The following is a 6,477-nucleotide window of genomic DNA, read 5'->3' on the forward strand; positions in this document are numbered from 1 at the left end:
AATAGGACATTTCTATTTTGGTAAGAATAGGACATTTCTACTTTGGTACGACATGCGGTTAGCGTGTGCCTTGATTTATGATGGTATGACATGGTACGATAGCATATCTTGAGAGAGCGCGAAGGAGGTAATAGTATGAGCAAAATTGCGGCACACATTGTAGTCTTGGCGTCAATATCTTTGATAAGCATGGGAATTGCCTTCGGGGCAGAGGCAGGCGGCCATGTAGTCAAAAGGAACGCGGCTGGCGGTATCAGCGGCGGTTCAGCTCGTGGCATTAAGGGGGCAAATGGCAAGGCTGCCACAATGAAGGGTTTCGCAACCGACGGTAAGGGCAATGTAACCGGAGGAAGCGCTGCGGCAGTTAGTACCCCCTCGGGCACTAAAGCCGCACGCATGGGAAGGTTCACACGCAGCAGCGACGGCACAATCAACCATAGAAGCGGCATGGCCGTGACTGGCCGCAGGGGCAGTGCCGCATCCTCAGGCAGCGCCACCAAAGACTCCTCCGGCAATGTCAGCGGTGAACGCTCCACATCTGCCACATCTTCAAGTGGTTCTTCCTATCAGGGTGACACCACATACAACAAAAGCACAGGAGTTTCCCACTCCGGTACATGCAAGGATGCGGCAGGCAATGTGGTTTCATGTCCCAAATAAACCCATTTTTAAGTATGCAAGTATTCGGACGTACGTCCGAATACTTGCGAGGTAGGAAAGTGGGCACTAAGCCTTGCCGTTGCGTTACGTGGAAAGGGTATCCGGCGGCAAGGCAAACGCGTTAGCAAAAATTGCCTATGCCTTCAGTTCCAAAAGTTGGAATCCAGTCAATGATATTCCTGTTGTATTTTTCAAATGCGTTTGCCCTTGACCTCCCACATGACATATTAATGATAATTATTGTATAATATATCAAGGCGTTTGAACGCCGTTAACGTGAAAATGTATTGGGGGAAACGTGAAAATCAATACAACAAGGCTTGGCGAAGTGGAAGTAGATGATGGGAAGATTATTAGTTTTCCAAGAGGCATCATAGGTTTTAAAAAACTGACGCGTTTTTGTCTGCTGCCATACAAGGATCCAATACAGTGGCTGCAGTCAGTGGATGACCCTGATGTGGCCTTTATTGTATCCGACCCTTTTTCATTGTTTAATAACTACGGGTTTAAAGTGGAGGATTTCGTCGAGGAATATCTTGAATGCAAGAGAATAGAAGACATGGCGGTGTTTGTCATCCTGGTTGTGGAAAACAATCAGTTGTTTGCGAATTTGAAGTCGCCAATATTAATAAACTCAGCAAACATGAGGGCAGCCCATTTGTTTATAGCAGACGACAGCATCTCCATGAAGGCGCTCGTAGAACGGCCGCCAACCGAGACGAAGACATGTGGGTGTGGATGTTCCCACTAAAAGTAATGTGACCAACTGAGGTGCGGGTGATGGCGATTAGTCCGGTGGGGTATCAGGCAAATTCGTATCCTGCCACCAATACAACAGCCGGTGGTGGGCCACAAAATGGCAATGCCTCCGGCTCAGGGGCTGCCGCCCCATCGGCTTCTGGAGATGCAAACGACACGCAGACACAGCAGGAAATCCAGAAGCTCAAACAGCGCCAGCAGCATGTGATAACCCATGAAATGGCCCACGAATCCGTCGGTGGGCAATATGCCAGTGCGCCGACATACACATATACGAAAGGCCCTGATGGAAAATCATATATAAACGGGGGAGAGGTATCCATAGATGTCTCAAAGGCAAAAACCCCTGAGGAAACAGTAATAAAAATGAGACAGGTCAGGGCTTCTGCCCTTGCCCCTTCCGACCCATCCCCTCAGGACGAGAGCGTTGCCCAAAAGGCATCCCAGATAGAGGCGCAGGCCCAACAGCAAATAGCCCAGCAACAAACAGGTTCAAACGCAACCGCAAACTCAACAGGGACTCATTCTAACGTCACTCCGTCCCGGACTAAAACCGCCTCACCGTCAGATAATACAGTCAAGTTTCAGCAGTTGCAATCTATTTACAGCGCAAACATGGAAACAGTCGGCCATATCTCGATTTACGCTTAGTCTGCCGCAAAAAAAATAAATTAATATCTTTCCATTAAAAATAGAACTGTTATATAATAGATGTAACAAACGGCCTTACAAAACAAACGGAGGGGATATGGCAAAAGAAGATACGCAAGTTAAGCCTGTCAGTATGAATGTAGTGAAATTCAGCGCTCTTTTGATCTTAGCGCTCGTGATTGTGGTCTACTCAATATTGCTCTTTACGGGGAGTTTCGGCAAGCCCGCCGCTAGTTCACAAAAAATCACCGCGAGCAAGGAAGAAATAGTGGCGGCTAAAAAGCAAATCGAAGGCCTTCTATCGGCTCAATTTGTAAAGGGACACTCGGAGACAAACAATGTCCTGACTATCAGGATAGACACCGAGCTTTGGAAGAAGCTGAGCATAAAGGAGAGAAAGGCCTATGTGATGGACCTTGGTACGCAAAAGGCCATAACAGAAGTCTCGCCGGTTGTAAAAATCGCTGATTTAAGAACCGGTACGGAATATGCCTCATACGAATACAATAGGGTCACACTGGCAGAGCTGGGGTTTTAGCTCATATTAACGATTATTATTAAGAATTTCCTGGCTCAACATGGGGAGTTTACGCGCCTTACTGACATATGCACCGCAATAGTGTCCTGCCCCCCACTATCCCCTATATGCAATATGTGACAAAAAAGATGGATGAGCATATGATTGCAATAAAATAACCTTGTATTATTCCCAACGATTCTAGTAAATTAATTCATGGTCAGCAGGCATAGGTTAACGGCAGTGGATACTGTCATTTTGATAGTGGACATACAGGAGCGGCTTGCCGCGGTTATGCCGGAGAGGGACACGCTCATAAAAAATACCCTGCACGTGATTGAGCTGTCTAAACTATTGCATATCCCAATAATCCTGACAGAGCAGTATCCAAAGGGGCTTGGCCGTACAGTTGCGGAAATAAGAGACGCCCTCCCTGAATATAAACCCATCGAAAAGACAGCCTTCAGCGCGTGCGCTGAGGATGGTTTTATGGGAAATCTCAGGGAATGCGGCAGAAAAAAGGTAATCCTATGCGGCATAGAGGCGCATATTTGTATCTTACAGACATGCCTTGACTTGCTCGACTCAGGGTATGAAGTCCATGTGGTAAGCGATTGTACGTCATCAAGGACTGCGGACAACAAGGCAATTGCACTCAGGCAAATGGCCCAATGCGCGGCGGTTATAACCTCTGCTGAGACTGTTTTGTTTCAGATACTTTTCAGGGCTGGCACAGACGAATTTAAAATAATATCAAACAGGATAAAATGAATCGGAGGACAAACAAAGGTGAGCGATAACAACAACGCGATGTCAAAATTGAATGAACTCAAGAAAACGGTTTTTTATGAGCTACTAAACGTCATGGGCAGGGTTTTTGTGATAGTCCGATACTCGGAGGACGTGAAAGTAGGCACAAGGGGGTTTCTCAAGACCGAAAAGGAAAACGGCCTGGTGCTGGTGTTTAACGCCAAGATGAACTTCACATGGGATGCTGATGGTTTAATCGCGGCAAAGCTTGTCTTTGGCACGAAGCAAGAGGACTGCCTTATCCCCGTAGAGCATATCATAGCCGTATATTCGCCCGAATTGCAGACACAGTTTGTTACGACATACACGGCGGAGGTCCAAAACTCCGCAGCGTCGCTATCAGAGGCCGTCCCTGTCACGGAGAAAGAGGGAGACCCGGAAGATAAAGAAGATGTCCCCGCGGCCACCGAATCGGACAATAAGATACTGAAAGTAGATTTCAGCAAAAAGAAGAAGAAAAAGTAAGTGCCGCTGCCCACAGGCTCCTATGACGTAATAGTGATCGGGGGAGGACACGCCGGGTGTGAGGCCGCCCTTGCCTGCGGCCGTATGGGGTTGAGGACATGCCTGTTTACGATGAACGTGGACACCATCGCGCAGCTCTCGTGTAATCCCGCCATAGGGGGGCTTGCGAAGGGCCATCTGGTCAGGGAAATTGACGCCCTCGGCGGGCAAATGGCGAAGACTACTGACGCCTCCGGTATTCAGTTCAGGGTACTCAACCGTTCTAAAGGGCCGGCCGTTTGGTCTATGAGGGCGCAGGCCGACCGCTCATTATATAAATTTTCAATGAAAGAGGCCCTTGACGGCACCCCAAACCTATACATCAAACAGGCCGCGATAGAGGAATTACTTGTTGATAATAATAAGATTATGGGTGTGTTGACCGCCTCAGGTGAGACCTATGAGGGGAGGGCGGTAATTGTCACAACGGGGACGTTCCTTAATGGGCTGATTCACATTGGGCTTACGAATTACCCATCGGGCAGGGCTGGGGAGTTTCCATCGGTGGGGCTTTCGGGTTGCCTCTTGCGGCTGGGATTTAAGATGGGACGCCTAAAGACTGGCACCCCGCCGAGAATTGACGCCAGGACTATTGATTTCTCTAAGACTACCCCCCAATGGGGCGACGACCCGCCAGAACCCTTTTCCTTTTCCACGCCCCAGATAAAAAATCCCCAGATGCCTTGCTTCATTGCCTATACCAACGAGACCACACATGACATTATCCGGTCGTCGTTGGCGCGTTCGCCCCTCTATAGCGGCGTAATAAAAGGCGTAGGGGCGCGCTACTGCCCTTCAATAGAGGACAAGGTGGTCAGATTTTCTGACAAGCCGCGCCATCAGGTGTTTCTTGAGCCGGAGGGCCTGCACACGAAGGAATACTACGCAAACGGCATTCCAACCAGCCTTCCCGTTGACGTGCAGATACGCATGGTACGCAGCATTGAGGGGCTTGACGAGGCTGAAATCGTGCGTCCGGGCTATGCCATTGAGTATGACTGCGTATATCCCACACAGCTTAGGCATACACTTGAGACGAAGGCAATTGATGGCCTCTACCTTGCCGGCCAGATAAACGGCACATCGGGCTATGAGGAGGCCGCCGCCCAGGGGCTTATGGCCGGTATAAACGCCGCCCTTAAGATTACGGGACAGCCCCCCCTGATACTCCAAAGACACGAGGCCTATATCGGCGTCCTGATAGACGATCTTGTCACACTCGGCACAAAAGAGCCGTACAGGATGTTTACATCGAGGGCTGAGTACAGGCTGCTCCTCAGGAATGACAACGCGGAGATGAGACTAAGGGACGCTGGAGCGCGCGTGGGGCTTGTCAGTGAAGAGGACTACGGGCGTTTTACCAGTAAGCGTGCCCTCATTGAGCGGGAACTAATCCGTCTTAAGCAGCAATATGCCCGCCCTGATGAGATAAATGAGACGCTCATCGCCCTCAACACAACCCCCATTGAGGAAAAGGCCACGCTTGAGCAACTGCTCAAACGCCCCCAAGTGACATATGCCTATTTAGAGAAATTATACCCGTCCCATTCGCTGCCACTTGACGCCATGCAGTATGTTGAGACCGAAATCAAGTATGAGGGTTATGTAAAGCAGCAGGAGAGGCTCGTTGCGAGGATTCACAAACTCGAATTCAAGCAAATCCCGCCTGATTTCGATTATCGGGCCATCAGCGGCCTGTCACGCGAGGTCTTAGGCAAGCTGGAAGAGGTACGCCCTGAGACGGTAGGGCAGGCGGGAAGGATCCCGGGGGTTACACCGGCGGCGGTCTCGCTGTTGACGGTAGTAATCGAAAAGAATAAAAGAAAACAGGCCGGTGAATCTGACTCTTAAGATGGGCCTTTCGGCCCTTGGCATAGACCCCACAGATGAGATAATTGGGGCGTTTGCCACGTATGCCGCCGCGCTCCAAAAATGGACAAAGGTTCACAATCTCACCTCTGTTACAGATGAGGAGGGGATAGCGGTGAAACATTTTTTGGACTCCGTGCTCTTTACGATTCCGCTGAGAGACGGCGATTGTGAGATATTAGACGTAGGGAGCGGGGCGGGATTTCCGGGGATTCCAATGAAGATAGTGAGACCGTCGCTCAGGCTTACCCTGCTTGAGCCTAAGGGCAAAAAGGCCGTGTTTCTCAGGTACATCGCCAATGAGTTGAATCTTAGTAAGGATGTAATAGTTTGTGAAGACCGGCTTGAGTCGTTTAGGCCGCGGGGGCTATATGACGCCGCCGTTGTCAGGGCGCTCTTCACAGCCGATGAGTTCGTAAAACAGGTATCCCCACTGGTCAAACCCGGCGGCCTGATATGCCTTGGAAAGGGCAGGGATTATAAAAAAGAACTCACTGGTATGTCGGCCATTAACGTATCGGAATTTACGATACCATTTACGGACATTGAGAGGGTCTTCCTGACGATGGTGAAAACTTGATGCCACAATCGGTAAAAAAATGATACAGGCTTTATCTGTCCACCCGCTAATCTGTCCCCTTTATTGCCCCAATACAGCAATTCTCGGTGAAGGTAAAATGATAGTGAGAATGCGTGTTTACAGAGAA

8 protein-coding genes are annotated in these 6,477 nt (G+C 49.5%); all 8 read left to right on the forward strand.

Annotated features, from left to right (window positions below; all coding sequences use genetic code 11):
* Window positions 1-135: 135 nt before the first annotated feature.
* Window positions 136-660 carry a hypothetical protein gene (locus AB7D94_RS15875; RefSeq protein ID WP_420266982.1) on the forward strand — a complete coding sequence of 175 codons (525 nt, stop codon included), beginning with the start codon at window positions 136-138 and terminating at the stop codon, window positions 658-660.
* A gap of 298 nt (window positions 661-958) precedes the next feature.
* Window positions 959-1,411 carry a flagellar assembly protein FliW gene (gene fliW / locus AB7D94_RS15880; protein WP_420266984.1) on the forward strand — a complete coding sequence of 151 codons (453 nt, stop codon included), beginning with the start codon at window positions 959-961 and terminating at the stop codon, window positions 1,409-1,411.
* Between the two features lie 29 nt (window positions 1,412-1,440).
* Window positions 1,441-2,070, forward strand: a complete 630-nt coding sequence (locus tag AB7D94_RS15885) for a putative metalloprotease CJM1_0395 family protein (RefSeq protein WP_420266985.1) — start codon at window positions 1,441-1,443, stop codon at window positions 2,068-2,070.
* A gap of 97 nt (window positions 2,071-2,167) precedes the next feature.
* Window positions 2,168-2,608, forward strand: a complete 441-nt coding sequence (locus AB7D94_RS15890; RefSeq protein ID WP_420266986.1) for a hypothetical protein — start codon at window positions 2,168-2,170, stop codon at window positions 2,606-2,608.
* Between the two features lie 222 nt (window positions 2,609-2,830).
* Complete coding sequence (locus AB7D94_RS15895) at window positions 2,831-3,358, forward strand: hydrolase (protein ID WP_420266987.1); 528 nt, start codon at window positions 2,831-2,833, stop codon at window positions 3,356-3,358.
* Window positions 3,359-3,376: 18 nt separating this feature from the next.
* Window positions 3,377-3,862, forward strand: coding sequence for a hypothetical protein (locus tag AB7D94_RS15900; RefSeq protein ID WP_420266988.1), 486 nt, complete (start codon window positions 3,377-3,379; stop codon window positions 3,860-3,862).
* Window positions 3,863-5,752, forward strand: a complete 1,890-nt coding sequence (gene mnmG / locus AB7D94_RS15905; protein WP_420266989.1) for a tRNA uridine-5-carboxymethylaminomethyl(34) synthesis enzyme MnmG — start codon at window positions 3,863-3,865, stop codon at window positions 5,750-5,752.
* Complete coding sequence (gene rsmG / locus AB7D94_RS15910) at window positions 5,736-6,350, forward strand: 16S rRNA (guanine(527)-N(7))-methyltransferase RsmG (protein WP_420266990.1); 615 nt, start codon at window positions 5,736-5,738, stop codon at window positions 6,348-6,350. The genes mnmG and rsmG overlap by 17 nt, the downstream gene beginning before the upstream one ends.
* The last annotated feature ends 127 nt before the right edge of the window (window positions 6,351-6,477 follow it).

It is taken from the genome of Candidatus Magnetominusculus dajiuhuensis (assembly GCF_046044395.1).
GTDB lineage: Bacteria > Nitrospirota > Thermodesulfovibrionia > Thermodesulfovibrionales > Magnetobacteriaceae > Magnetominusculus > Magnetominusculus dajiuhuensis.